26 protein-coding genes are annotated in these 22,308 nt (G+C 72.4%); 17 read left to right on the top strand and 9 right to left on the bottom strand.

Going from position 1 to position 22,308, the window contains the following annotated elements; translation table 11 throughout:
* The 5 genes from OHB00_RS14025 to hisF are packed head-to-tail and all read left to right on the top strand — an operon-like array spanning position 1 to position 2,678.
* Positions 1 to 165, top strand: coding sequence for a hypothetical protein (locus tag OHB00_RS14025; RefSeq protein ID WP_406434773.1), 165 nt, complete (start codon positions 1 to 3; stop codon positions 163 to 165).
* Positions 162 to 803, top strand: a complete 642-nt coding sequence (gene hisH, locus OHB00_RS14020) for an imidazole glycerol phosphate synthase subunit HisH (protein ID WP_406434771.1) — start codon at positions 162 to 164, stop codon at positions 801 to 803. The genes OHB00_RS14025 and hisH overlap by 4 nt, the downstream gene beginning before the upstream one ends.
* Entirely contained in the window at positions 800 to 1,525 is a 726-nt protein-coding gene (priA, locus tag OHB00_RS14015) for a bifunctional 1-(5-phosphoribosyl)-5-((5-phosphoribosylamino)methylideneamino)imidazole-4-carboxamide isomerase/phosphoribosylanthranilate isomerase PriA (protein ID WP_406434769.1), read from the top strand. Before hisH ends, priA begins: the two co-directional genes overlap by 4 nt.
* On the top strand, positions 1,522 to 1,926 hold the full coding sequence (locus OHB00_RS14010) for a Rid family hydrolase (RefSeq protein WP_406434767.1): 405 nt from the start codon (positions 1,522 to 1,524) through the stop codon (positions 1,924 to 1,926). The genes priA and OHB00_RS14010 overlap by 4 nt, the downstream gene beginning before the upstream one ends.
* Entirely contained in the window at positions 1,923 to 2,678 is a 756-nt protein-coding gene (gene hisF, locus OHB00_RS14005; RefSeq protein WP_406434765.1) for an imidazole glycerol phosphate synthase subunit HisF, read from the top strand. The genes OHB00_RS14010 and hisF overlap by 4 nt, the downstream gene beginning before the upstream one ends.
* Here the strand turns inward: hisF and OHB00_RS14000 are convergent.
* Entirely contained in the window at positions 2,638 to 3,081 is a 444-nt protein-coding gene (locus tag OHB00_RS14000; protein ID WP_406434763.1) for a VOC family protein, read from the bottom strand. The genes hisF and OHB00_RS14000 overlap by 41 nt on opposite strands.
* A gap of 10 nt (positions 3,082 to 3,091) precedes the next feature.
* A complete protein-coding gene (locus tag OHB00_RS13995; RefSeq protein WP_406434761.1) occupies positions 3,092 to 3,727 on the bottom strand; it encodes a TIGR03085 family metal-binding protein in 636 nt (211 codons plus the stop codon).
* Between the two features lie 73 nt (positions 3,728 to 3,800).
* Here OHB00_RS13995 and hisI point away from each other — a divergent pair, with 73 nt between their 5' ends.
* From hisI to lgt, 11 genes are all read left to right on the top strand, one after another.
* Positions 3,801 to 4,223 carry a phosphoribosyl-AMP cyclohydrolase gene (gene hisI / locus OHB00_RS13990; RefSeq protein WP_406445773.1) on the top strand — a complete coding sequence of 141 codons (423 nt, stop codon included), beginning with the start codon at positions 3,801 to 3,803 and terminating at the stop codon, positions 4,221 to 4,223.
* A gap of 11 nt (positions 4,224 to 4,234) precedes the next feature.
* Positions 4,235 to 5,722, top strand: a complete 1,488-nt coding sequence (locus OHB00_RS13985; RefSeq protein WP_406434759.1) for an anthranilate synthase component I — start codon at positions 4,235 to 4,237, stop codon at positions 5,720 to 5,722.
* Positions 5,723 to 5,773: 51 nt separating this feature from the next.
* Positions 5,774 to 6,418 carry a TIGR02234 family membrane protein gene (locus OHB00_RS13980; protein WP_406434757.1) on the top strand — a complete coding sequence of 215 codons (645 nt, stop codon included), beginning with the start codon at positions 5,774 to 5,776 and terminating at the stop codon, positions 6,416 to 6,418.
* A 207-nt stretch (positions 6,419 to 6,625) separates the two neighbouring features.
* Positions 6,626 to 6,886, top strand: coding sequence for an HGxxPAAW family protein (locus OHB00_RS13975; RefSeq protein ID WP_406434755.1), 261 nt, complete (start codon positions 6,626 to 6,628; stop codon positions 6,884 to 6,886).
* 76 nt (positions 6,887 to 6,962) lie between these two features.
* Positions 6,963 to 7,412, top strand: a complete 450-nt coding sequence (locus OHB00_RS13970) for a DUF2752 domain-containing protein (protein ID WP_406434753.1) — start codon at positions 6,963 to 6,965, stop codon at positions 7,410 to 7,412.
* Positions 7,413 to 7,549: 137 nt separating this feature from the next.
* Positions 7,550 to 8,359 carry an indole-3-glycerol phosphate synthase TrpC gene (trpC, locus tag OHB00_RS13965; protein ID WP_406434751.1) on the top strand — a complete coding sequence of 270 codons (810 nt, stop codon included), beginning with the start codon at positions 7,550 to 7,552 and terminating at the stop codon, positions 8,357 to 8,359.
* A gap of 21 nt (positions 8,360 to 8,380) precedes the next feature.
* Positions 8,381 to 8,599, top strand: coding sequence for a tryptophan biosynthesis modulator TrpM (gene trpM, locus OHB00_RS13960; protein WP_406434749.1), 219 nt, complete (start codon positions 8,381 to 8,383; stop codon positions 8,597 to 8,599).
* A 61-nt stretch (positions 8,600 to 8,660) separates the two neighbouring features.
* The gene (gene trpB, locus OHB00_RS13955; protein ID WP_406434747.1) at positions 8,661 to 9,944 is read left to right on the top strand and encodes a tryptophan synthase subunit beta; all 1,284 of its coding nucleotides are present in this window, start codon (positions 8,661 to 8,663) and stop codon (positions 9,942 to 9,944) included.
* Positions 9,941 to 10,759: a tryptophan synthase subunit alpha gene (gene trpA / locus OHB00_RS13950; RefSeq protein WP_406434745.1), complete on the top strand. Its 819-nt coding sequence runs from the start codon at positions 9,941 to 9,943 to the stop codon at positions 10,757 to 10,759. Before trpB ends, trpA begins: the two co-directional genes overlap by 4 nt.
* 103 nt (positions 10,760 to 10,862) lie before the next feature.
* Entirely contained in the window at positions 10,863 to 11,639 is a 777-nt protein-coding gene (locus tag OHB00_RS13945; RefSeq protein ID WP_406434743.1) for a DsbA family protein, read from the top strand.
* A gap of 92 nt (positions 11,640 to 11,731) precedes the next feature.
* Positions 11,732 to 12,709, top strand: a complete 978-nt coding sequence (gene lgt / locus OHB00_RS13940; protein ID WP_406434741.1) for a prolipoprotein diacylglyceryl transferase — start codon at positions 11,732 to 11,734, stop codon at positions 12,707 to 12,709.
* A 252-nt stretch (positions 12,710 to 12,961) separates the two neighbouring features.
* Here the strand turns inward: lgt and OHB00_RS13935 are convergent, their stop codons facing one another.
* From OHB00_RS13935 to OHB00_RS13905, 7 genes are read right to left on the bottom strand one after another with little or no spacing between them, the layout of a single operon-like run.
* Positions 12,962 to 13,783 carry an HpcH/HpaI aldolase/citrate lyase family protein gene (locus OHB00_RS13935; RefSeq protein WP_406434739.1) on the bottom strand — a complete coding sequence of 274 codons (822 nt, stop codon included), beginning with the start codon at positions 13,781 to 13,783 and terminating at the stop codon, positions 12,962 to 12,964.
* On the bottom strand, positions 13,780 to 15,018 hold the full coding sequence (locus tag OHB00_RS13930) for a CaiB/BaiF CoA transferase family protein (protein WP_406434737.1): 1,239 nt from the start codon (positions 15,016 to 15,018) through the stop codon (positions 13,780 to 13,782). Before OHB00_RS13930 ends, OHB00_RS13935 begins: the two co-directional genes overlap by 4 nt.
* On the bottom strand, positions 15,015 to 15,908 hold the full coding sequence (rbsK, locus tag OHB00_RS13925) for a ribokinase (protein WP_406434735.1): 894 nt from the start codon (positions 15,906 to 15,908) through the stop codon (positions 15,015 to 15,017). Before rbsK ends, OHB00_RS13930 begins: the two co-directional genes overlap by 4 nt.
* Positions 15,905 to 17,533: an ADP-ribosylglycohydrolase family protein gene (locus OHB00_RS13920; RefSeq protein WP_406434733.1), complete on the bottom strand. Its 1,629-nt coding sequence runs from the start codon at positions 17,531 to 17,533 to the stop codon at positions 15,905 to 15,907. The genes rbsK and OHB00_RS13920 overlap by 4 nt, the downstream gene beginning before the upstream one ends.
* On the bottom strand, positions 17,521 to 18,696 hold the full coding sequence (locus OHB00_RS13915; protein WP_406434731.1) for an ADP-ribosylglycohydrolase family protein: 1,176 nt from the start codon (positions 18,694 to 18,696) through the stop codon (positions 17,521 to 17,523). The genes OHB00_RS13920 and OHB00_RS13915 overlap by 13 nt, the downstream gene beginning before the upstream one ends.
* An 8-nt stretch (positions 18,697 to 18,704) precedes the next feature.
* A complete protein-coding gene (locus OHB00_RS13910) occupies positions 18,705 to 19,823 on the bottom strand; it encodes an ADP-ribosylglycohydrolase family protein (RefSeq protein ID WP_406434729.1) in 1,119 nt (372 codons plus the stop codon).
* Positions 19,820 to 21,058: an ADP-ribosylglycohydrolase family protein gene (locus OHB00_RS13905; protein WP_406434727.1), complete on the bottom strand. Its 1,239-nt coding sequence runs from the start codon at positions 21,056 to 21,058 to the stop codon at positions 19,820 to 19,822. Before OHB00_RS13905 ends, OHB00_RS13910 begins: the two co-directional genes overlap by 4 nt.
* Positions 21,059 to 21,354: 296 nt before the next feature.
* Here OHB00_RS13905 and OHB00_RS13900 point away from each other — a divergent pair, with 296 nt between their 5' ends.
* On the top strand, positions 21,355 to 22,086 hold the full coding sequence (locus OHB00_RS13900; RefSeq protein ID WP_406434725.1) for a VIT1/CCC1 transporter family protein: 732 nt from the start codon (positions 21,355 to 21,357) through the stop codon (positions 22,084 to 22,086).
* Positions 22,087 to 22,308 lie beyond the last annotated feature (222 nt).

Raw genomic sequence — 22,308 nt, 5'->3', positions numbered from 1 at the left:
ATGAACAGCCTGTCGACCCTACTGATCGTCGTCGGCCTCTTCCTGGTCGGCGGAATCATCTCCTTCGCCAAGCAGAAGATGCCCACCAGCCTGATCGTGCTGCTCTCGATCGGCGCCGCGATGTGCCTGGTGGCGGGCGTCATGAGGCTGGAGGTGTGGAATTGACCGCTCCCAAGCGTGTGGTGGTCTTCGACTACGGCTTCGGCAACGTCCGGTCCGCCGAGCGCGCCCTCGCCCGTGCCGGGGCCGACGTCGAGATCACCCGTGACTTCGACAGAGCCATGAACGCGGACGGCCTGCTGGTGCCCGGCGTCGGCGCGTTCGCCGCCTGCATGGAGGGCCTGCGCGGGGCGCGCGGGGACTGGATCATCGACCGCCGGCTGTCCGGCGGACGGCCGGTGATGGGCATCTGCGTCGGCATGCAGATCCTGTTCGCGCGCGGTATCGAGCACGGCGTCGAGAGCGAGGGCCTCGACGAGTGGCCGGGCTCGGTCGAGCCGCTCCAGGCCGAGATCGTCCCCCACATGGGCTGGAACACCGTGGACGCGCCGGCCGGCTCCGAGCTGTTCGCCGGCCTGGACGCCGACGCGCGCTTCTACTTCGTGCACTCCTACGCCGTCCACGACTGGACCCTGGAGACGCACAACGCGGCCCTGCGTGCCCCCAGGGTGACCTGGTCGACGCACGGCAAGCCGTTCGTGGCCGCCGTCGAGAACGGCGCCCTGTGGGCCACCCAGTTCCACCCCGAGAAGTCCGGCGACGCCGGCGCCCAGCTCCTCACCAACTGGATCGGAACACTGTGAGCAAGCTCGAACTCCTCCCCGCCGTCGACGTCCGCGACGGCCAGGCCGTCCGCCTCGTGCACGGCGAGTCCGGGACCGAGACCTCCTACGGCTCCCCCCTGGAGGCCGCCCTCGCCTGGCAGCGGTCGGGCGCCGAGTGGCTGCACCTGGTCGACCTGGACGCGGCGTTCGGCACCGGCGACAACCGTGCGCTGGTCGCCGAGGTCACCGAGGCGATGGACATCAAGGTCGAGCTGTCCGGCGGCATCCGCGACGACGCCACCCTCGCCGCCGCGCTCGCCACCGGCTGCACCCGGGTGAACCTCGGCACGGCCGCCCTGGAGACTCCGGAGTGGGTCGCCAAGGTCATCGCCGAGCACGGCGACAAGATCGCGGTGGGCCTGGACGTGCGCGGCACGACCCTCAGGGGCCGCGGCTGGACCCGCGACGGCGGCGACCTCTACGAGACGCTCACCCGCCTCGACAAGGAGGGCTGCGCGCGTTACGTCGTCACCGACATCGCCAAGGACGGCACCCTCCAGGGCCCGAACCTGGAACTGCTGCGCACCGTGTGCGCGGCGACGGACCGGCCGGTCGTGGCCTCCGGCGGCGTGTCGTCGCTGGACGACCTCCGGGCCCTGGCCGACCTGGTACCCCTCGGTGTCGAGGGCGCCATCGTCGGAAAGGCGCTGTACGCCAAGGCGTTCACCTTGGAAGAAGCTCTGGAGGCAGTGTCCCGATGACGTCAGAGGCCGTACGGCGCGTGCAGAGCGGAAGTCCCTGGGAGGAGACCTTCGGTTCCGCCCGCGCCGTCGCGGCGGGCGACCGTGTGGTGGTGGGCGGTACGACGTCCTTCAAGGGCACCGTGCTGTACGGGGAGGGCGACCCGTACGAGCAGGCCAAGGTGGCCTTCGCCACCGCCCTGGAGGCGATCGCGGAGTTCGGGCTCGGACCCGAGTCCGTGATCCGCACCCGTCTCTTCCTCGCGCACGCGCGCGACATGGACGCGGTGGGACGCGCCCACAAGGAGATCTTCGACCGGGTCCGTCCGGTGACCACGTTCGTCGTGGTCACCGGTTTCGTCGACCCGCGCATCCTGGTCGAGGCAGAGCTAGAGGCATACAGAGGAGCCGTGGATTCATGACCCTGGCGGTCCGAGTCATCCCCTGCCTGGACGTGGACAACGGCCGGGTCGTCAAGGGCGTCAACTTCCAGAACCTGCGCGACGCGGGCGACCCGGTCGAGATGGCCAAGGTGTACGACACGGAGGGCGCGGACGAGCTGACCTTCCTGGACATCACCGCGTCCTCCGGCAACCGGGAGACCACCTACGACGTGGTGCGCCGCACGGCCGAGCAGGTGTTCATCCCGCTGACGGTGGGCGGCGGCGTCCGTACCGCGGAGGACGTCGACAAGCTCCTGCGCGCCGGCGCCGACAAGGTGGGCGTCAACACGGCGGCCATCGCCCGCCCGGACCTGATCCGCGAGATCGCGGAACGCTTCGGCCGCCAGGTCCTGGTCCTGTCGGTCGACGCCCGCCGCACCCCCGAGGGCACCTTCGAGGTCACCACCCACGGCGGCCGCCGCGGCACCGGCATCGACGCGGTCGAGTGGGCCCACCGGGCCGCGGAGCTGGGCGCGGGCGAGATCCTGCTCAACTCCATGGACGCGGACGGCACCAAGGACGGCTACGACCTGGAGATGATCACCGCCGTCCGCAAGCACGTCACCGTCCCGGTCATCGCCTCCGGCGGCGCCGGCGCCCTCTCCCACTTCCCCCCGGCCGTCGCGGCGGGCGCGGACGCGGTCCTCGCCGCCTCCGTCTTCCACTTCGGCGACCTGCGGATCGGCGAGGTCAAGCAGACCCTGCGGGCGGCCGGGCACCCGGTTCGCTAGCGCCTCGGCCCTTCGGCTGGGTCAGCTGGATCAGGTTGCCGACCGTGTCGTCGAGGACGGCGGCGACCACCGGGCCCTGGTCCTGTGGTTCGTGCGGGAAGCGGACGCCCAGGGCGCGCAGGCGGTCGTACTCCGAACGGATGTCGTCGACGGAGAAGACGATGGCCGGCAGACCCGCCTCGTACACCGCTCTGCGGTAGGGGTCCGCGAGGGCGCCCTGGCCGGGTTCCAGCAGGAGCTGGAGGTCGGGCTGGGCACCCTGCGGGGCGCCGACCGTGACGAACAGGGTGCCGTCGCCCAGGTCCAGCCGGGTCCGGGTCTCGAAGCCGAGGACGTCGGTGTAGAAGGCGTGCGCCTTCGGCACGTCGTCCACGTACACACTCGTCATCGCGACCCTGATCACCCAGAGCTCCTCAGATGCCGAGTTTCCTGGACTCCTGCAGCTTGGCGATCGCGTTCTCGTCGCCGGCCACCTCCACCCTGGCCGTGCTCTGCCGGCCGAAGGCGAACATCAGCAGCTCGGAGGGCTCGCCGGTCACCGTCACCACGGGGGCGCCGCGGTGGGCGACCGCCGTCTGGCCGTCGGGACGGCGCAGGACCAGGCCCGTCGGCACACCCCGGCCCAGCAGCCGGGCGGTGCGCTCCAGCCGGGACCACAGGGCGTCCTGGAAGACCGGGTCCAGCTCCCGCGGCGACCAGTCCGGCTGGGCCCGGCGGACGTCCTCCGCGTGCACGTAGAACTCGACCGTGTTCGCCGCCTCGTCCACCTGCTTGAGCTGGAACGGCGAGAACCGCGGCGGACCGGTGCGGATGAGCTGGATCAGCTCCTCGTACGGCTTCGCCGCGAACTCGGCCGTCACCTTCTCAAGGCGCGGCGCCAGCTGCTTGATCACCGTGCCCCCGGCCGCGTCCGGCCGGCGTTCTCGCACCACCACGTGCGCCGCCAGATCACGGGTCGTCCAGCCCTCGCAGAGGGTCGGTGCCTCGGGACCGGCGGTCTCCAAGAGGTCGGCGAGCAGAAGCCGTTCACGCTTGGCGAAGGTCGACATACCGCCAGCCTACGACCACACGCACCGTCCGGACAGTGGACACGGAACGTGACTGTCGGTGCCGCGCGGCACAATGGCACCCATGACCAGTACGACCGGTACGACGGGCACCCCCCCGTCCAGTGGCCTCGCCCCGGAGATCGCCGCCCGCCTCAGGCGCAGCGCCGACGGACTCCTCCCCGCCATCGCCCAGCAGTACGACACCGGCGAGGTGCTGATGCTCGGCTGGATGGACGACGAGGCGCTGCACCGGACCCTCACCACCGGCCGTTGCACCTACTGGTCGCGCAGCCGCCAGGAGTACTGGGTCAAGGGCGACACCTCCGGGCACTTCCAGTGGGTGAAGTCGGTGGCCCTCGACTGCGACGCCGACACCGTGCTGGTCAAGGTCGACCAGGTCGGCGCCGCCTGCCACACCGGCGACCGCACCTGCTTCGACGCCGACGTGCTCCTCAAGGACGGCGCCGATTCCGGCGTCCCGTCCTCCGATCAGTAAGGTCTGCCGCCATGGACCTTGAGACCTTCCGCAAGCTCGCGACCGACCGGCGTGTCATCCCGGTCACCCGCAAGCTCCTCGCCGACGGCGACACCCCGGTCGCGCTCTACCGCAAGCTCGCCGCCGAGCGCCCCGGCACCTTCCTGCTGGAGTCCGCGGAGAACGGCCGCACGGCGTATCAATGGTCCCGGTACTCCTTCATCGGCGTCCGCTCCGCCGCCACCCTCACCGCCCGCGACGGCCAGGCCCACTGGCTCGGCACCCCGCCCGTCGGCGTACCGGCCGACGGCGACCCGCTGACCGCCCTGCGCGCCACCATCGAGGCCCTGCACACCCCGCACGCCCAGGACCTGCCCCCCTTCACCGGCGGCATGGTCGGCTACCTCGGCTACGACATCGTGCGCCGCCTGGAGAAGATCGGCCCGGGGGAGCGCGACGACCTCCGGCTCCCCGAGCTGACCATGCTCCTCACCAGCGACCTCGCCGTCATGGACCACTGGGAGGGCTCGGTCCTGCTGATCGCCAACGCGATCAACCACAACGACCTCGACACGGGCGTCGACGAGGCCCACGCCGACGCCGTGGCCCGCCTGGACGCGATGGAGGCGGACCTCTCCCGCCCGGTCGCCCAGCCGCCCGCCGTCCTGCCGCCCTCCGAGCTCCCCGAGTACACCGCTCTGTGGGGTGGCCCCGACTTCCAGGTGGCCGTCGAGGACATCAAGGAGCGCATCCGCGCGGGCGAGGCCTTCCAGGTCGTCCCCTCCCAGCGCTTCGAGACCCCCTGCACGGCCAGCGCGCTGGACGTCTACCGGGTCCTCAGGGCCACCAACCCGTCGCCGTACATGTACCTCTTCCGCTTCGACGGCTTCGACGTCGTCGGCTCGTCCCCCGAGGCCCTGGTCAAGGTCGAGGACGGGCGGGCCATGGTGCACCCCATCGCCGGCACCCGGCCGCGCGGGGCCACCCCGCAGGAGGACCAGGCCCTCGCCGACGAACTGATGGCCGACCCCAAGGAGCGCGCCGAGCACCTGATGCTCGTCGACCTCGGCCGCAACGACCTGGGGCGGGTCTGCGAGCCCGGCTCCGTCGAGGTCGTCGACTTCATGTCCGTCGAGCGGTACTCGCACGTCATGCACATCGTCTCGACGGTCACCGGAAAGGTCGCCGAGGGCCGCACCGCCTTCGACGTCCTCACCGCCTGTTTCCCGGCCGGTACCCTCTCCGGCGCCCCCAAGCCCCGGGCGATGCAGATCATCGACGAACTGGAGCCGTCCAGAAGGGGGCTGTACGGCGGCTGCGTCGGCTACCTGGACTTCGCCGGCGACTCCGACACGGCCATCGCCATCCGCACCGCCCTGCTCCGCGACGGCACGGCGTACGTCCAGGCCGGCGCGGGCATCGTCGCCGACTCCGACCCGGTCGCCGAGGACCAGGAGTGCCGCAACAAGGCGGCGGCGGTCCTGCGGGCCGTGCACACGGCCAACAGGCTGGGCAAGTAGGGCGCTTCTCACCCCACCCCGGGTGACCGTTCGCCACGGGTTCAGGCGATAGTGGAGTACGTGACTGCTGTTCCTCACTCCCGTTCCGAAGCCGGCGAACCCGCCCGGTCCGGCCGCCGCAGCCTCGCCGTCGCGCTGCTCTTCGGCGCGCTCGGCGCGGCCGTGGCCCTGCTGTCCACCCGGCAGCGCTGGGCGGAGGGCACCGCCACGGTGGCCGGTGGCGCCTTCCCACTGACCGCCAAGGGCAGCGACGTCACGGGCGTCCCCGCGGCCCTCGCCATAGTGGGCCTCGCCGCGCTCGTCGCCGTCTTCGCCGTCCGCCGGGCCGGCCGCTTCCTGGTCTCCGGGCTTCTCGCGCTCTCCGGCGCCGGCATCGTCGCCGCGGCCCTGCTGGGCGCGTCCGACGGCTCCGCGCTCGACGACAAGGCCGCCGAGGCCAGCGGGGACACGTCCGCCACGGTCGACGCGCTCAGCCACACCGGCTGGCCGTACGTCGCCGCGGCCGGCGGTGCGCTCATCCTGGTCGCCGGGCTGCTGGCGCTGCGCTACGGCCGGCTGTGGCCGGCCATGTCCGGCCGCTACGAGCGCGGCACGGGGGCGGAGCGGCCGCGCCGGGCGCCGAAGCCGGTGGATCCGGACCGGCCGGAGGACATCTGGAAGGCGCTGGACCGGGGCGAGGATCCCACAGGGGCGTGACGCTTCGCCGGGGCGCCGCATATCAGATACAGCCCCGCGCCCCTTTCGGGGCGTGGAACTTCGGGGCGCTGAAAACGGATGTGGCGAATCAGACGCCACCCCAGCTCCTGGCACGTGGGTGGGTACGGGACAATGGAGGGCGAGCGTCCGGAAGGACACGTACGAGCTCGGGCCCGTACGACACGTACCAGTAACGAGGAGCAAGTCATGGCGGGCAGCAGCCACGGTCACACCCCGGCCGCCTGGACCGGCGTCACCATCGCCTTCATCGGTTTCTGCGTCTCGGGCGCCTTCATGGTGATGGCCCAGCCGGTGGGCTTCTGGGCCGGCATGGCGATCGTGCTCCTCGGTGGCGTGGTCGGCATGATCATGCGCTCCATGGGCCTCGGCCAGCCGAAGCAGAGCGGCGCGATCTCGTACACCACCACCCCGGCCGCCACCCGCGAGCCGGCCGCCGCCGAGAGCTGATCCGCACCGCGTCCCGAGGGGCGCCCCGATTCCTCGGGGCGCCCCTCGCGCGCGTGCGCCGACCGTACGGGGCACAATGCGAGGCGTGAACGCCGACAGCCACAGCGCAGCCGCCCCGACGGTGATGCCCTCCCTGCGGAGCCGGCTGACCGTGCCCGTCTCCGTGCTCGGCGCCGTCGTCGGAGCCTTCGCCTACGTCGGCGCCGTCGACCCCGAGCAGCCCGGCCACTATCCGGTCTGCCCGCTGTACCGGCTCACCGGCCTGTACTGCCCCGGCTGCGGCGGCCTGCGCAGCGCGCACGCGTTCATCCACGGCGACTTCCTGGCCGCGCTGCGGGACAACGCGGCGGGCGTGCTCGCGTACGTGGGCTTCGCCGTGGTGTGGACCGTCTGGGTCATGCGCGCGGTGCGCGGACGGCCCGCCCGGATCGAGCTCAGGCCCGCGCAGATGTGGAGCCTGGGCGTGTTGGTGCTGGTCTTCACCGTTGTCCGGAACCTGCCCTTCGGTGGCTGGCTGCATCCTTGATCAACTGCGAAGGTCCAGGTACTGGGACCGGAGTGCGCTGGATGCGGGGCCTGTGCCGTCCTGCGGATACCATCGATATGACCATGGGTTTTGACTCGACTGGAAGAACCGTCCGGAACCGGAAGGGGGCCGCTCGCGTGAGTGTGCTCGACGAGATCATCGACGGAGTCCGTGCCGACCTCGCGGAGCGGCAGGCGCGCGTCAGCCTCGACGAGCTCAAGGAGCGCGCGGCGAAGGCACCGGCCGCCAAGGACGGCGTGGCCGCGCTGCGCGGTGAGGGCGTCAAGGTCATCTGTGAGGTCAAGCGCTCCAGCCCGTCCAAGGGCGCGCTGGCCGCGATCGCCGACCCGGCCGGGCTCGCCGCGGACTACGAAGCGGGCGGCGCGGCCGTCATCTCGGTCCTGACCGAGCAGCGCCGCTTCGGCGGCTCGCTGGCCGACCTGGAGGCGGTCCGGGCCCGGGTGGACATCCCGGTGCTGCGCAAGGACTTCATCGTCACGTCGTACCAGCTGTGGGAGGCCCGCGCGTACGGCGCCGACCTCGCGCTGCTGATCGTCGCCGCCCTCGACCAGTCGGCCCTGGAGTCGCTGATCGAGCGCGCCGAGTCCATCGGCCTCACCCCGCTCGTCGAGGTCCACGACGAGGACGAGGTCGAGCGCGCGGTGGACGCGGGCGCCAAGGTGATCGGCGTCAACGCGCGCAACCTGAAGACCCTGGAGGTCGACCGCGCCACGTTCGAGCGGGTCGCCCCCGAGATCCCCGACCGCATCGTCAGGGTCGCCGAGTCCGGCGTCCGCGGCCCGCACGACCTGATCGCGTACGCCAACGCGGGCGCCGACGCGGTCCTGGTCGGCGAGTCCCTGGTGACGGGCCGCGACCCCAAGTCGGCGGTGGCCGACCTGGTGGCGGCGGGCGAACACCCCGCGCTCCGGCACGGCCGTCCCTGATCACCCGCTAGGCTGACCCCGATGACTCTCACCGTGACGACCGTGGACCGGTACGCCCGCCTCGCGCGCGGCTGCCGTCCCAGGGGCTGCCGAGCCCCTGCGAGGCGTGTCCACGGCCGCCGGGTGCGCTACGTCATCGGTGATGAGCCAGGGCAAGTGAACGGCATGCGATGGCAGCAGCCGACCGATAGGGGCGCGGGGAACTGCGCGACCAGCCACGACGGGCCCGCAGTCGACTGACCACCCCCACGCCCCACGGCGCACAGTGTTTTTTCATCGGCACTCACCGTGAGGTTTCCGCATGCCCAGCGAGTACTTCTTCCCTGACCCAGAAGGCCAGGTGCCCTCCCCCGAGGGCTACTTCGGCGCCTTCGGTGGCAAGTTCATCCCGGAGGCCCTCGTCGCCGCCGTGGACGAGGTCGCCGTCGAGTACGACAAGGCCAAGCACGACCCCGAGTTCGCCCGAGAGCTCGACGACCTGCTCCTCAACTACACGGGCCGTCCCTCGGCGCTCACCGAGGTCCCTCGGTTCGGGGCGGAAGCGGGCGGCGCCCGGATCTTCCTCAAGCGCGAGGACCTCAACCACACCGGCTCGCACAAGATCAACAACGTGCTCGGCCAGGCCCTGCTCACCAGGCGCATGGGCAAGACCCGCGTGATCGCGGAGACCGGCGCCGGCCAGCACGGCGTGGCGACGGCCACCGCCTGCGCGCTGTTCGGCCTCGACTGCACCATCTACATGGGCGAGATCGACACCCAGCGCCAGGCCCTCAACGTGGCCAGGATGCGCATGCTCGGCGCCGAGGTCATCGCCGTGAAGTCCGGCAGCCGCACGCTCAAGGACGCCATCAACGAGGCGTTCCGCGACTGGGTGGCCAACGTCGACCACACCCACTACCTCTTCGGCACGGTCGCCGGACCGCACCCCTTCCCGGCCATGGTCCGCGACTTCCACCGGGTCATCGGCGTGGAGGCCCGCCGCCAGCTCCTGGAGCGGGCCGGCCGGCTCCCCGACGCGGCCATCGCCTGCGTCGGCGGCGGCTCCAACGCCATCGGCCTCTTCCACGCCTTCATCCCCGACGAGGGCGTCCGCCTCATCGGCTGCGAGCCCGCGGGCCACGGCGTCGAGACCGGCGAGCACGCGGCCACCCTCACCGCCGGCGAGCCCGGCATCCTGCACGGCTCCCGGTCCTACGTCCTCCAGGACGACGAGGGCCAGATCACCGAGCCGTACTCGATCTCGGCCGGTCTGGACTACCCGGGCATCGGCCCGGAGCACTCCTACCTCAAGGACTCCGGCCGCGGCGAGTACCGCGCCGTCACCGACGACGCGGCCATGCAGGCCCTGCGCCTGCTCTCCCGCACCGAGGGCATCATCCCGGCCATCGAGAGCGCCCACGCCCTCGCCGGCGCCCTGGAGGTCGGCAGGGAGCTCGGCAAGGACGGGCTGATCGTCGTCAACCTGTCCGGGCGCGGCGACAAGGACATGGACACCGCCGCGCGCTACTTCGGGCTGTACGACACCGACGCCGAGGTCGCCGCCGACGCCACCGCCACCGCCGAGATCGAGGGGGACGCCAAGTGAGCGGGAACATCCAACTGCTGTCCGACACCCTCGCCGGCGCCAAGGCCGAAGGCCGGTCCGCGCTCATCGCGTACCTCCCGGCCGGGTTCCCGACCGTGGACGGCGGCATCGAGGCGATCAAGGCCGTCCTGGACGGCGGCGCGGACGTCGTCGAGGTCGGGCTGCCGCACAGCGACCCGGTTCTCGACGGGCCGGTCATCCAGACCGCCGACGACATCGCCCTGCGCGGCGGCGTCAGGATCGTGGACGTGATGCGGACGGTCAAGGAGGCCTACGAGGCCACCGGCAGGCCGATCCTCGTCATGACGTACTGGAACCCCATCGACCGCTACGGCGTCGAGCGCTTCACCGCGGAGCTCGCCGAGGCGGGCGGCGCGGGCTGCATCCTGCCCGACCTGCCGGTCCAGGAGTCGGCCCTGTGGCGGGAGCACGCCGAGAAGCACGGCCTCGCGACGGTCTTCGTGGTGGCGCCGAGCAGCAAGGACGAGCGGCTCGCGAAGATCACGGCGGCGGGCAGCGGATTCGTCTACGCGGCCTCGCTGATGGGTGTCACCGGAACCCGTGAATCGGTCGGGGCGCAGGCCCAGGACCTGGTCGAGCGCACCCGGGCCACCGGCACCGAGCTGCCCGTCTGTGTCGGCCTCGGTGTCTCCAACACGGCCCAGGCCGCCGAGGTCGCCGGCTTCGCCGACGGCGTGATCGTCGGTTCGGCCTTCGTGAAGCGGATGCTTGACGCGCCGGACCACGCGGCCGGCGTGGCGGCCGTCCGCGAACTCGCCGGGGACCTGGCGAAGGGCGTGCGCGGACAGGCGTGACCCATACGGGGCATCGCTCTGCACGGCAGAACAATCGGTCACTCGAACGGGTGGACCTGGGACCGGGGAGGCGCGGTGCGCCTCCCCGGTTCGTTCTGGGGGTGTGAGCGAGAAGAATCGTGACGGAAAGCGGACGGCCCGCGAGCGGCTGGCGGCCGAGCGCGAGAAGCATCGGGCCGCGGAGAAGCGGCGGCGCGCGCTGATCGTGGGCGCGAGCGTCGTCTGCGTCCTCGGCCTGGCGGCGGTGATCGGCGTGGTCGCCGCGAACGCGGGCAAGGACAAGAGCGGCGAGAGTTCCGGACCGGTCGTGGCGCCCTCCGGCGCGCAGGGCAAGGACAGCCTCGCGATCCCGGTCGGCAAGGACGGCACCAAGGCGACGCTCACCGTCTGGGAGGACTTCCGCTGCCCGGCCTGCCAGGCCTTCGAGACGGCGTACCGTCCCACGCTCCACGAGCTGGTCGACGCCGGGCAGCTCAGAATCGAGTACCACCTGGTCACGCTGATCGACGGAAACCTCGGCGGCAGCGGTTCCCGCAACGCGGCCAACGCGGCGGCCTGCGCCCAGGACGCCGGGAAGTTCCGGGACTTCCACGACGTGCTGTACGAGAACCAGCCGAAGGAAACGGACGATGCGTTCGCGAGCAACGACAAGCTGATCGAGCTGGCCGGCAAGGTGCAGGGGCTGAACACTCCGGCGTTCCAGAAGTGCGTCAAGGACGGCACGCACAATTCCTGGGTCGTGAAATCCAACCAGGCCTTCCAGGCGGCCAAGTTCAACGGCACCCCGACCGTCCTGCTCGACGGCAAGAACATCTACCAGGACCAGACCATGACCCCGGCCAAGCTGAAGCAGCTGGTCGAGGACGCGAACAAGCAGTAGGAAGGGGTGAGCGTTTCTCACGCCCCCGTTATGGAGCCGTAGCCGGGCTGGTTGCCGTCGGCCCGGTCCGGCACGGTAGCGTCGACCCTGCCATGGAAGAACTTGCCTACATTCCCAGCCCGTCGCGCGGAGTGATCCACCTCGGACCCATCCCGCTGCGCGGCTACGCGTTCTGCATCATCATCGGTGTCTTCGTAGCCGTCTGGCTCGGCAACAAGCGCTGGATCGCCCGAGGCGGGCGGGCCGGCACTGTGGCCGACATCGCGGTCTGGGCCGTGCCGTTCGGCCTGGTCGGTGGGCGTCTCTACCACGTGATCACGGACTACGAGCTGTACTTCAGCGCGGGCCGCGACTGGGTCGACGCGTTCAAGGTCTGGCAGGGCGGCCTCGGCATCTGGGGCGCGATCGCGCTCGGTGCGGTGGGGGCGTGGATCGGGTGCCGGCGCCGGGGCATCCCGCTGCCGGCCTACGCCGACGCCATCGCCCCCGGCATCGCCCTGGCCCAGGCGTGCGGCCGCTGGGGCAACTGGTTCAACCAGGAGCTGTACGGCCGCGAGACGCATCTGCCGTGGGCCCTGCACATCACCTCCTCCGAGGGCGGCCGGATCCCGGGCTACTACCACCCGACGTTCCTGTACGAGTCGCTGTGGTGCATCGGCGTCGCCTTCCTCGTGATGTGGGCCGACCGCCGCTTCACGCTCGGACACGGCCGTGCCTTCGCCCTGTACGTCGCCGCGTACTGTGTGGGCCGCGGCTGGATCGAGTACATGCGCGTCGACGACGCCCACCACATTCTCGGCCTGCGCCTCAACGACTGGACCGCGATGATCGTGTTCCTGCTCGCGGTGCTGTACATGGTGCTCTCCGCGAAGAAGCGGCCGGGCCGGGAGACGGTGGTCGAGCCGGGCGTCTCCGACGCGGAGGCCGACGGTGCCGGCGAGGCCGGGGCTGACGCCGAGGCGGTTGAGGCCAAGGACGCTCCGGAGGCCGAGGCTCCCGGGGACGAGGCCGCCGACGAGGCCAAGGACGAGGTCAAGGACGAGGCCGGGTCGGGGACCAAGAAGAGCTGACCTGCCGCGGTACGACGAAGAGGGCGCCCGGGAACGAACCGGGCGCCCTCTTCGTGTGTGAGCCGTCGGGGAGTTGCGCCGGATCGGCACCGCCGGACAGCGCCGTCGTGGTTCTCGCCGTCGCGGCGGAAGAAGTGGACCGGCGGCGAACACGACGGGCGGGAAAGCTCACCGGCGGGAAAGCTCACCGGCGGAGGGAAGGGGCCGCCGGTGGGTGGGGCCGCCGGTGGGTGGGGGCGGTGGTTGAAGGGGTCAGCGGCGGTTTGTCAGGGAGAGGGTTCTGCGGGCCGCTGCTACTACTGCCGCGTCGATGAAGCTGCCGTCGGGGAGGGCTTGGGCGCCCTGTTCCGTGGTGGCTGCCTTGATGACTGTTTCGGCCTGTTCCAGTTCGGCCTCGGTGGGGAGATAGGCCCGTTCGATGATCGGGAGCTGGCGGGGATGGATCGCGGCGCGGCCCAGGAAGCCCAGGGCCCGGCCGTGGGCGCAGGACGCGGCGAGACCGTTGAGGTCGCGGGTGTCGGGGTGGACCGACTGGGGCGGTGGGGCGAGGCCCGCCGCCCGCGCGGCGACCACGATCCGGGAACGGCACCAGTCGAGGCCGATGTCGTCACGTACGCCCAGGTCGGCCCGTAGGTCCGCCTCGCCCAGGGAGATGCCCCGCAGGGCGGGGTGGGCGGCGGCGATGGCGTAGGCGTGTTCGATGCCGAGGGCCGATTCGAGCAGGGCGTAGAGGGGGAGGGGGGCGGTCCGGGTGGCGAGGTGGCGGATGTCGTCGGGACTCGTCACTTTGGGCAGGCGCAGGCCGTCGAGGCCGGGTCGGGAGAGGAGGGCCTGGAGGTCGGTCCGCGCCCAAGGGGTGTCGAGGGCGTTGATCCGGACGTGCACCGGGACCGGCTGGGGGTGGGTGAGGAGGTCCGCTGTGGCGGCACGGGCGTAGTCCTTGCGGTCGGGGGCGACCGCGTCCTCCAGGTCGATCACCACCACGTCGGTTCCGGAGGCCAGCGCCTTGGTGACGACATGCGGCCGGTCGCCGGGCACGTACAGCCAGGTCAGCGGGAACGGCGCGGTGGTCATACGGCGCCCTCCGCGCGCAGGGCCCGTACCTGGGCCGGCGTCAGGCCCAGCTCGGCCAGGACCTCCTCCGTGTCGGCGCCGTGCGGGCGGCCCGTCCAGCGGATCGCGCCGGGGGTGGCCGAGAGCCGGAAGAGGACGTTCTGCATGCGGAGCGGACCCAGCTCGGGGTCGGGAACCGTGGTGATCGTGTTCAGCGCCTGGTACTGCGGGTCCTCCATGACGTCCCGTACGTCCTGGACGGGCGCCACCGCCGCCTCCGCCTTCTCGAACTCGGCCAGCACCTCGGCACGGGAGCGGGTCGCCACCCAGCCGCCGACGGCCGCGTCGAGGACCTCGGCGTGCGCGGCCCGGCCGGCGCCGGTCGCGAACCACGGCTCGTCGATCAGTTCCGGACGTCCGACCAGTCGCAGCACCCGTTCCGCGATCGACTGGGCCGACGTGGACACGGCGACCCAGCTGCCGTCCGCCGTGCGGTAGGTGTTGCGCGGGGCGTTGTTGGCGGACCGGTTGCCGGTGCGTTCCTGGACGTAGCCGAGCTGGTCGTACCAGGTGGGCTGGGGGCCGAGGACGGCCAGGATCGGTTCGATGATCGCCATGTCGACGACCTGGCCCTCGCCGGTGCGGTCCCGGGCCGCGAGCGCGGTCAGCACGGCGTACGCGGTGGCCAGCGCCGCGATGGAGTCGGCGAGCCCGAACGGCGGCAGCGTCGGCGGGGCGTCCGGTTCGCCGGTGATCGCCGCGAAGCCGCTCATCGCCTCGGCGAGGGTGCCGAAGCCGGGGCGGTGGGCGTAGGGGCCGAACTGGCCGAAGGCGGTGACCCGGGTCAGGACCAGCCGGGGGTTGGCGGCGGACAGCTCCTCCCATCCCAGGTCCCACTTCTCCAGGGTGCCCGGGCGGAAGTTCTCGATGATCACGTCCGCGGTGGCGGCGAGCCGGAGCAGGGTGGCGCGGCCGCCGGGTTTGGACAGGTCGAGGGTGAGGGTGCGCTTGTTGCGGCCGAGCAGCTTCCACCACAGGCCGACGCCCTCCTTCGCCGGGCCGTGCCCCCGGGAGGGGTCGGGCTTGGCGGGGTGCTCGACCTTGACGACCTCGGCGCCGAAGTCGCCGAGCAGGGTGGCGGCGAGCGGGCCGGCGAAGAGAGTGGCGAGATCGAGGACGCGCAGACCGGTGAGGGGCGGGAGCGGGGGCCGGGGGTGGGTCGCCGGGCCCTTGGGTGCCGTGGGTGTCGTACTCATGCGGTGTACTGGGCCTCGATCTCCGGGCGGTACGGCATCGACTCCGTCGCCCCTTCCCGCTGTACGGAGATCGCCGCCGCTGCGGCCGCCCAGGACAGGGCCTCACGGATCGGCTTCTCCTCGGCGAGGGCCACCGCGAGGGCGCCGACGAAGGTGTCGCCCGCGCCCGTCGAGTCCACGGCGGTCACCCGGGGGGCGGGAATGACCATGGGGGCGGCGTCGCGGGTGAGGTAGAGGCTGCCGGCCCCGCCGAGTGTGACGACGACCTGCGGCACCCGGTCGAGGAGCGCGGCCGCCGCGTCGCGCGGGTCGGTGAGGTCGGTGAGGGTGACCGCCTCCCGCTCGTTCGACACCAGCAGGTCGACGCTGTCGAGGAGTTCGGACGGGAGGGGGCGGGCGGGGGAGGGGGTGAGGATGGTCCGGACGCCGTGCCGGCGGGCGGCCTGCGCACCGGCCACCACAGCCGCCAGGGGGATCTCCAGCTGGAGCAGGAGCATGTCGGCGGAGGCGATGACGCCCTCGTCGCCGGGGGCGAGGTGGTCGACGGTGCCGTTCGCGCCGGGGACCACGACGATCGCGTTGCCGCCCTCGTCGTCCACGACGATGTGCGCGGTGCCGGAGGGGCACTCGATCGTGCGCAGCGAGTCCGTGTCCACACCGGAGTGTTCGAGGGTCTCACGCATCCGGACGCCGTAGGCGTCATGGCCGACCGCGCCGATCATGGAGACGGTGGCACCGGCGCGGGCGGCGGCGATCGCCTGGTTGGCGCCCTTGCCGCCGGGGATCGTGCGGAACGCTCGTCCCGTCACGGTCTCGCCGAGCTGTGGGGCCTTCTCGGCGTACGCGACGAGGTCCATGTTCATGCTGCCTAGTACGGCGATGTGGGTCATGAGCGGGTCGCCTCCAGGTGGGTGAGGTGGGCGAGGGCGTCGAAGCCGGTGCCGTCGAAGCCGGCGACGGAGGTGGCGAGTCGGTTCTTGAGCGGGGTCGTCCAGCGGTCCGGGAGGGCGTCGGGGTCACCGGCGAGCAGTCCGGCGACGGATCCCGCCGTGGCGCCGTTCGAGTCGGTGTCCCAACCACCGCTCACCGCACGGCTGACGGAGCCGGTGAAGTCACCGTCGGCGTGGGCGAGGGCGGCGGCGATCAGCGCGGTGTTGGGGATGGCGTGCACCCAGTGGTGGGTGGCGGAGTGGGTGGCGTGGAGTTCGTCGACGACGGTGTCGAAGTCGTCGTGCTCCCCGGCGAGCCGGATCGCGTGGTCGATGGCGTGGGCGAGGCGCGAGTGGGAGGGGACGACGGATCGGCCGGTGCGCAGACAGGCGTGCACGTCGTGGGTGCCGGTGGCGGCGGTGGCGATGACGGCCGCCGTGAACATCGCCGCGTAGACGCCGTTGGCGGTGTGGGTGAGGGTGGCGTCGCGGTGCGCCTGTTCGGCGGCGGCGGCCGGGTCGCCGGGGTTGGTCCAGCCGTGTGCGTCGGCGCGGATGAGGGCGCCGATCCACTCGCGGAAGGGGTTGCGGTGGCGGGCGGTGTGCGGGGGTTCGATGCCGGTGAGCAGGTTGCGGTAGGCGACGCGTTCGGCGGTGAAGGTGCGGCCGGCGGGGAGCTCGTCGAGCCAGAGGGCGGCCACGTCGGTGGTGGTGAAGTCTCTGCTGTGGCGCTGGAGCAGGAGGAGGTTGAGGAGAGGGTAGTTGAGGTCGTCGTCCTCCGGCATGCCGTCGATGTTCTCGGCGAGGGAGGTGGGGGCGGAGCGCCGGTTCCAGGGGTGGGCGGAGAGGAGTTCGGCGGGGACGCCGTGGGCGGTGAAGTAGCGGTTCGGGGGCCAGTTGCCGGTGGCGCGGGCGAGTTCGCGGATGGCGTGGAGGGGGAGCTTCTCCACGGGCTTGCCGAGCAGACAGCCGACGGCTCGGCCCAGCCAGGCGGCGTGGTAGGTGCGGGGGGTGGGGGGCGGCGCGGGGGTGGGGACGCTCACCGGCGCCGGCCGGGTCCCTCCCGCAGAGGAGGGACCCCCAGCGCCCACCCTCTCCCATGCTCGGCTTCGCTCGCGCGGGGGGACCTCCGTCGCCCCTGGGGGCACCTCCCAGGCCCTTGAGGCACTGGGGGAGGCACGACGGCCCGCGGCTGAACTGCGAAGAAGCGGCGGCTGTAGCGCCCCTTCAGGGGCGCGGGGAACTGCGCGATCAGCCCGCGCGCACCCGCAGTCGCACGACGGCCCGCACTGCCCTCCGCGTGGCGTCTTCGGCCACTGCGGACACAGCGCCTTGATCGATTCCAGATCCGTCGGCTCGTTCAACCTGCTCGGCAGGTCCGCGAGTTCGTCGAGCAGGTCCTCCGCCAGCTGGCGGAGATAGCGGGACGCCCGGTGCGGCGAGGCGCCCGACCGCGGCGGCGCGTCCATGCCTCCCGCCGCCCGCCACCTCGCCTCGACGGCCGACGGCTCCCGCCCGTCCTGCCGGGCCTGACGCAGCTCGTGGCCGAGCAGGTCCTCCGGCTGGACCCAGGTCAGGCGGAGCAACTCGGGCCTCCGAGACGGGCGAAGCACTCCTCGTGGACGCGGCGGCCTTCCGTGTCGCGGGTGAAGATCTCGCGGGTCACGGCGGCCAGCGTGCGGGGCGGTTCCCAGAGGTCGAGGCGGCTGGCCTCCGCGACCCGCTTCGACCACTCCTGCGGAACCGGTGAGCCCAGCGCCCCGGCGATCGCGCCCGCCATCGTCGCGATCGAGTCGCAGTCCCGGCCGTAGTTGACGGAACCGAGGACGGCGTGCCGGTAGTCGCCGTCGGCCACCGTCAACATGCCCAGCGCGACGGGGAGTTCCTCGATGGCGTGGAGGCGGGAGGGGCGGCGGGCGCCGAGGGAGGGGGACCGGTAGTCGGGGCCCACCGTGTCGTAGGGGGCGATCGCGGCGCGGACCGGGACGAGCGCCGACTCGAAGTCGGTGTGGTGCGCCGCCGCCTCACAGACCTTCTCGATCGCCTCGCGGGTGCCGTCCTTCGCCACGGACAGGCAGACGCCGACCACGGAGTCCGGTGTCGCGCCGGGCGCCGTCGCCGCCGCCACCGCCGCCGCGAAGACGCCCGCCGCCTCCCTGCCGTACGACGACTGGTGGGCGCCCGCGATGTCCAGGGCCTCGGCGTACGCGGCCCGCGGGTTCGCCGCGTTGACCAGGCCGACCGGGGCCATGTACATCGCCGCGCCGCAGTTGACGATGTTGCCGACGCCGGCCTCGCGGGGGTCGGCGTGACCGTAGTGGAGGCGGGTCGCCAGCCACTTCTCGGCGAGGAAGACGCGGTGCAGGGGAAGGGCCTCCGCCTCCAGTTCCGGGATCCAGCGGGGGTTGGTCATCAGGTCCGGGACCAGGTGGTCGGCGATCGCGTACGCGTCGAGGTGGTCGCGGACCCTGTCGTACACCCGTACCAGCGCATGGGTCATCAGGGTGTCGTCGGTGACGTGCCCGTCGCCCTTGTGGTACGGCGCGATGGGGCGGGCGGTGCGCCAGGTGTCGCCGTTCCAGGGGCCGACGATGCCGTGGACGCGGCCGCCGTGGCGTTCGAGGATCTGGTCGGGGGAGTAGCCCTCGACCGGACCGCCGAGGGCGTCACCGACGGCGGCCCCTACCAGTGCTCCGCTGATCCGGTCGTCGAGCGAAGCTCCGGCGCTTTCTTCTCCTTTGGGCGTCATGCACCGAATCATCCACCTGGACGGGCCGGTTGTGTGGCTTCCAGGAGTTCGGCGAGTTCCACGAGGTCCGTGCCGGTGAGGCGGGGGAGGGCGCAGCCGGAGAGGGTACGGCAGGCGTCCCGCCAGGACGGCGGGATCGACTCGGTGCCGCCGAGGGCGCCGGTGAGCGCCCCGGCCAGGGCGGGGGCCGAGTCGGCGACCCTGGAGAGGCAGGCGGCGGCGGGCACGGCCTCGGCGATCCGGCCGCGTGCGGCGGTGGCGAGGGCGAGGGCGACCGGGACGGTCTCGGCGGCGGCGATGCCGTAGCTGTAGACGTGGTCGACGATTTGGTGTTCGAGGAGAGGGATCAGGGCGAACGCGGTGTCGGTGGCGCCGGCGAGGGTGAGGGCGTGCCGGGCGTTGCGGCCGATCTCGGTGGCCTCGGGGAGTTCGGCGAGGGCCGCGGCCACGCAGGTCTCGACCTCGGCGCCGACGAGGGCGAGGGCGAGGGCCGCGGCCATGGCACGGGCGCCGTGCACTCCGTCGCCGTCCTGGGTGTAGCGGGCGTCGAACTCGGCGAGGTCGGCGGCGCGTTGGGGGTCGCCGGGGTGGGCGACGGCGAGCGCGCAGGCACGGACGCAGGCGGCGTCGTCGAAGTAGTGCGGGTTGTCGTGGCCGGTGGCGGGCGGGCGCAGGCCGGCGGCGAGGTTGCCGAGGCCGGCGCGGACGGAGATGCGGGCGCGCAGGGGGAGTACGGCCGACTCGATCTCCGGGGCGCGTTCGGCCGCGGCGGCGACCTCGGAGGCGACGGCGGTCCAGGTGAGGTCGATGGCGGCGCGGGTACGGAGCTCACGGCTCAGGTCGCCGAGGACGGTGTCGTCGCCGGCGCGCAGGACGGCTTCCGCGGCGAAGGCCGCCCACTCGGCGTCGTCGGAGGGGCCGAGGCGGAGGGGCTCGGGGGGCTGGTTGAGGGCGATGGGGACGGGGAGGGTGGTGGTCGCGTTGTGCTCGGCGAAGGTGTCGAGTTCGCGGGTGAGGCGGCGGGTCCATTCCGGCATCCGGGATGCGCGGTGCCGCGCGGAAGGCCAGCCGGCGGCGTCGCCTGCGGCGAGCCCGATGAGGAGGCCCTCGATACGACGCCGGTTCACCGGAGCCCCTCGCCACAGCCGGCCCCCAGGGGGCTCCGCCCCCTGGCCCCCCGACCCCTCGCCCACCCACTACCTGCCTCGCTCGGCAGAAAAGCCGGCGCAGAGGGTTGTGGCTCGGTCGGCGGAGGGGCTGGTGGGGAGGGTTGTGGCTCGGTGGGTGGAGGGGCTGGTGGGGAGGGTTGTGGCTCGGTGGGGGGAGGTGCCGGGGGCGACGGGCGCGGCTCGGTTGCCCCCTGAGTCGCGTTCGTCAGTAGTTCTGCCACCTCCAGTACATGGTGTCCTGCCATGGACGGCAGGCAGCTGCCCCGGGCCGGGCCGATCGCCGAACTCCACTCGGGTGGGATCGACGTCTCGCCCCGTGTCGCGCCCGCCAGCGCGCCGGCCACCGCGGCCGTGGTGTCCGCGTCGCGGCCCATGTTGACGGCCGTCAGCACCGCGTCCCGGAAGTCGCCGTCCGCCGCCGCGTAGGCGCCGAAGGCCAGGGCCACCGCCTCCGGGGCCAGGTCGGTCCAGGGGTAGCCGCCGATGACCACCGCGGTGCGGACCGCCCGCTCGCCGCGGTGGGCGACCGTCACCGCGCGGCGCAGGGAGCGGGCCGTCCAGGAGTCGTCCGGGATCACCGCGAGGGCCGCCGCGACCACCGCTGTCGGAGGCGCCCCGGCCATCGCCGCCGCGACCCCCGCCGCCACCGCCTGCCCGCCGTAGATGCCCTCGCCCTCGTGACTCACCGAGCCGTCGACGGCGACGAGCCGGGCCGCCTCGACGGGGCGGCCCGCCGCGAAGACGCCGAAGGGGGCCGCCCGCATGGCGAGGCCGTCGCTCCACGCGTGCCGGTGCTGGGCGGAGATGGGGGCGGCCAGGCCCCGGCGGAGGTTCTCCAGGGTGCCCCGCTCGCTGAAGCCGGCGCCCTTGAAGGGGCCCTCGGCGCGGTCGGCGATCCACTCGTGCCAGGCCGCCTCGGCATGCGCCGCGGTCAGCGCCGAGCCGTGGCGGGCGAGGAGGAGGCCGGAGAAGATCGCGTACTCGGTGTCGTCCGTACCGGCGGGGCGGTCGGTCACGTATCCCGTGATGCGCCCCCAGCGGGCGCGGATCTCGGAGGGCTTCATGTTCTCCGCCGGCGCCCCGAGCGCGTCGCCCACGGCCAGGCCCAGCAGCGCGCCCCGAGCCCGGTCGCGCAGTTCGGAGGCGGGCTCGTCGGGAGCGGGGAGCGGCGGTGTGCAGACGATCGATGACATGGGCGGGCCTCTCCGGGAGGGGCTTCGCGCGGGGCGCGGAACCGTTTGCGGATGTGTCCCACCAACGGCGGTTGACCGCAGCCTGAAGGGCCTTCACATCACCCGGTCGACATCTGTGCGGTGCCTTGCACGTGTGAGCGGAAGAGGGTAAAGCCGCAGGTTAGCCGAGCCTTTCCTTGCTGGCGGCGAGGAATGCGTCGACGTAACGTGAGCGTTGTCGAAAGATAGAACTTGTCCAAACTTAGCTTTGCCTCAGCTTATTCGAGGCGTACAGCGAGACTTTTGGGGGACCCCTCATGGCCGTCATCGAGACCCAGGCGACTCTGCACGACGCCCACCGCGACAACCACACCCACCGGGACGTCAACGGCGGTTGGCTGCGGCCCGCGGTCTTCGGTGCCATGGACGGACTGGTCTCCAACCTCGCCCTGATGACCGGTGTGGCGGGCGGGGCCGTCGGTCACCAGACCATCGTCATCACCGGGCTCGCGGGGCTGGCCGCCGGCGCCTTCTCGATGGCCGCCGGCGAGTACACCTCCGTCGCCTCGCAGCGCGAGCTCGTCGAGGCCGAGCTGGACGTGGAGCGGCGCGAGCTGCGCAAGCATCCGCAGGACGAGGAGGCCGAGCTGGCCGCGTTGTACGAGGCGAGAGGTGTCGAGCCGGAGCTGGCGCGGGAGGTCGCCCGGCAGCTGTCCGCCGATCCGGAGCAGGCGCTGGAGATACACGCCAGGGAAGAGCTCGGCATCGACCCCGGCGATCTGCCCTCCCCGCTGGTCGCCGCCGTCTCGTCCTTCGGGTCGTTCGCGCTGGGCGCGCTGCTGCCCGTGCTGCCGTTCCTGCTCGGCGCCACCGCGCTCTGGCCCGCCCTGCTGCTGGCGCTCGCCGGGCTCTTCGGGTGTGGTGCCGTGGTGGCCAAGGTGACCGCGCGGAGCTGGTGGTTCAGTGGTCTGCGGCAGCTCGCGCTGGGTGGTGCGGCGGCCGGTGTGACGTACGCCCTGGGCACCCTGTTCGGGACGGCCGTAGGATAGTGCGACTGGTACCTATGCGTTGGGCCGCATAAGTACCCGTTACTCGCTGGTTTCGAATGCTTAACCACCGGGCATGAGCCGTAAGCGCCGCGGGCAATGACGCCTGCCGGTCACCTGTGGGGTGGCGCGACGCTCACCCCGCCCCCCGTGGGCCGATGGACACGGATCTGTCCGGATCGGTCCCCCACCACCTTGACCGCTTTGCGCGGTACCTCGCCGTAA

The sequence above is a fragment of the Streptomyces sp. NBC_00631 genome, assembly GCF_045206895.1.
Lineage (GTDB): Bacteria > Actinomycetota > Actinomycetes > Streptomycetales > Streptomycetaceae > Streptomyces.
This window is presented reverse-complemented; position numbering and strand designations above follow the sequence as displayed.